The organism is Streptococcus sp. 1343 (genome assembly GCF_013277355.1).
In the GTDB taxonomy this organism is placed as follows: Bacteria; Bacillota; Bacilli; order Lactobacillales; family Streptococcaceae; genus Streptococcus; species Streptococcus pseudopneumoniae.
In genome coordinates this window covers 1,364-4,328 of sequence record NZ_VMMT01000075.1, presented here as the reverse complement: position 1 = coordinate 4,328, position 2,965 = coordinate 1,364, and the positions used below count along the sequence as shown (strand labels likewise).

Genomic DNA, 2,965 nt, shown 5'->3' with positions numbered 1-2,965 from the left:
TAGCAACCATCCTGTGGCCATTGAGCCATTACTATTGAGGTAGTACCATGAACCATTGTCTAGTAACCATCCTGTGGCCATTGAGCCATTACTATTGAGGTAGTACCATGAGCCATTGTATAGCAACCATCCTGTGGCCATTGAACCATTACTATTGAGGTAGTACCATGAACCATTGTCTAGCAACCATCCTGTGGCCATTGAACCATCAGTATTGTAGAAGTACCACATTCCATTTTCTTTTTTCCAACCTCTCGTCATAGAACTATTACTGTTGAGGTAGTAGAATGAAGAGTTGCCGAATAAGAAACCTGTACCCATTGAACCGCCTGCTGGAGCTGGCATTGAATCTTCCGCTGGTTTAGCTGGTTCTTCTGGAGCTGCTGGAGCTGGCATTGAATCTTCCGCTGGTTTAGCTGGTTCTTCTGGAGCTGGCATTGAATCTTCCGCTGGTTTAGCTGGTTCTTCTGGAGCTGCTGGAGCTGATTCCTGATCAGCTTTTTCTGCTTTTTCAAGCTCTTCAACTTTTGCTTTTGCTTTTTCAGCCTCAGCTTTAGCCTTCTCTAGTTCAGCTTCAGCAGCTGTTTGAGCTTGTTCAGCTTCAGCTTTTGAATTTTCAGCTGCTCTTGCTTCATTATTTTCTTTTTCAGCCTTAGCAGTCGCATCATCAGCTGTTTTCTTCGATTCTGCTGCTTTTTGCTCTAACTCCGCAATTCTAGCATCTGCTTCTTCTTGGGGTTGAGCTGGAGTTTCTTCTTCCGTTTTAGCTGGTTCCTTAGCTTTTGCTTCCTTTACTTCTTCAAGGGTCTTATTGAAGTCATCAACACGAGAATTAATATCTTCTGCGTAAGATTCGACAAGGGCATCCGCCTGGTTAAATTCAGCTTCTGCTGCTGCACGAGCTTCTTCCGCTTCTTTGAGTTTTCTTTTTTGTTCCTCAAGAGTTTTAGCTTTTTGCTCAAGATCGGCTTTGGCTTTATTAGCTTGCTTGGTTAGAGAGTCAATTTCATCTCCCAATTGATCCGCCTTGTCTTGCAGCTTTTCTGACTCTGGACGTGCGTTGTCTGCAGCTTCAGCTTGCTCAATTTTCTTTTTCAAATCTTCAGAGAGAGAATCTTTATTACCAACCATATCCTCACTTTTAGGGGCAGGTTTAGCATTCTCTGTTGGTAACTCATCCAAAACTTGACTAGCCTTGATAGCACCACTTTCAATTGCGTCTAGTAAATCTTCCTTACCGATTGCCGCCTTGGCTGCTTGAATAGCCGCTTCCTTATCAGTAATACTGTTATCTTCTCTAATTTTAGCTTCTGCAGCCTTTTCAAGCTCTGTCAAGGCTTCTTCAAGATCAGCTTTGGCTTGATCTTCTTTTTTCTGTTCTGGACTCTTCATTTCTTCTATCTGCTCAAGAGTCTTGTTGAGTTCCTCGGTACGAGAATCAATTTCATCCTTATAAGATTTCAGAACTTCATAGTCCTCATCAAGCTCAGCTTTGAGTTTATTATATTCTTCTGAACCCTCTGTTTTCTTTTCAAGTTCTTTAAGTTTTTTCTCAAAGTCAGCTTTGAGTTTATTGGCTTGCTTGGTTAGAGAATCAATTCCATCTTCCAATTGATCCGCCTTGTCTTGCAGTTTTTCTGACTCTGGACGTTTCTTGTCTGCTTCTTCCGCTTTGTCAACTTTTTCTTTTTTATCTTCAGAAAGCTTGTCTTTTGACCTATAGACAACATCAGGATTATCCTTAACAGCAGGGGTCTTTTCATCTTCCTCTGTTGGCAAGTCTTTCAAAACATCGGTAGCCTTGATAGCACCACTTTCAATCGCTTTTAGTAAATCTTCCTTACCGATTGCCGCTTTAGCTGCTTGAATAGCCGCTGCTTTGTCCTTAATCTTGTCGTTAGCATTAATTTCATCTTCTGCAGCCTTCTCAAATTGCGTCAAGACAGCTTCAAGCTCATATTTCGCTTTCGCTTCTGGGTCTTTGTCTCTCGCTTCCTTTGCTTTTTTGAGAGTGTCATTGAAGTCGTCAACACGAGCATCAATATCTTCTTTATAAGACTCAGCCAGTGCTACAGCCTTTTCAAATTCAGCTTGTGCAGCTTCATGAGCTGCTTTCGCTTCTTCTAGTTTTTTCTCTTCTTCTACCAGAGTTGCAGCTTTTTTCTCAGCTTCGGCTTTGGCCTTATTAGCTTGCTTGGTTAGAGAGTCAATTTCATCCCCCAATTGATCCGCCTTATCTTGCAGTTTTTCGGATTGTGGACGTTTGGCATCAGCCTCCTCGGCTTTTTTGATTTTAGCTTTTATCTCTTCAGGAAGAGAAGAGTCTTTGCTAGTAATAACTGGATTTTCATCTTCCTTTGTTGGCAATTCCTTCACAACATCACTAGCCTTGATTTGACCATTTTCAATTGCTTTTAGTAAATCTTCTTTACCGATTCTCTCTTTTACTTTTTTAATAGCTGCTTCTTTGTCAGTAATCTTGTCATCCGCCTTAATTTTAGCTTCGGCATCCTTTTCAAGTTCTGTCAACGCCTTCATCACTGCTTCTTTAGCTTCAGCTTCTTCCTTTTTAGCAGCAGCTAGCTCAGCATCAGCAGCCTGTTTAGCTTTTTCAGCTTTTGCTTTTGCCTCATCTGCAGCTTTAGCCTCATCTGCTTCGGATTTCGCTTTCTTAGTAGCTTCTTCAGCTTTGGCTTTCGCTTCCTCTACTTTTTTCTGTAGTTCAGCAACTTTAGCTTCAGCTTCTTTTCTAGCTTCTTCCGCTTTTTCAAGATCCTTTTTAGATTTTTCGGATGCTTTGCTAGTGTTAGTAGTATTTGATTCATCAGCTTTTACAGCCAATTGCTGAACGCTAGTAAGACTAGCCCCTAAAACTACCGCACTGGCTAGGCTAGCAAAAATCATCTTTTTCTTCCCCATTTAGGTCACCTCTTTATTATTATTTTTAATCACCTGAATCACCTGA

1 protein-coding gene is annotated in these 2,965 nt (G+C 41.3%); it reads right to left on the bottom strand.

Features of this window, described 5'->3' with window-relative positions:
- A partial coding sequence (locus HT709_RS12110) for a cell wall-binding protein (RefSeq protein WP_172925745.1) occupies positions 1–2,919 on the bottom strand: 2,919 nt, incomplete at its 3' end.
- Between the last annotated feature and the right edge of the window lie 46 nt (positions 2,920–2,965).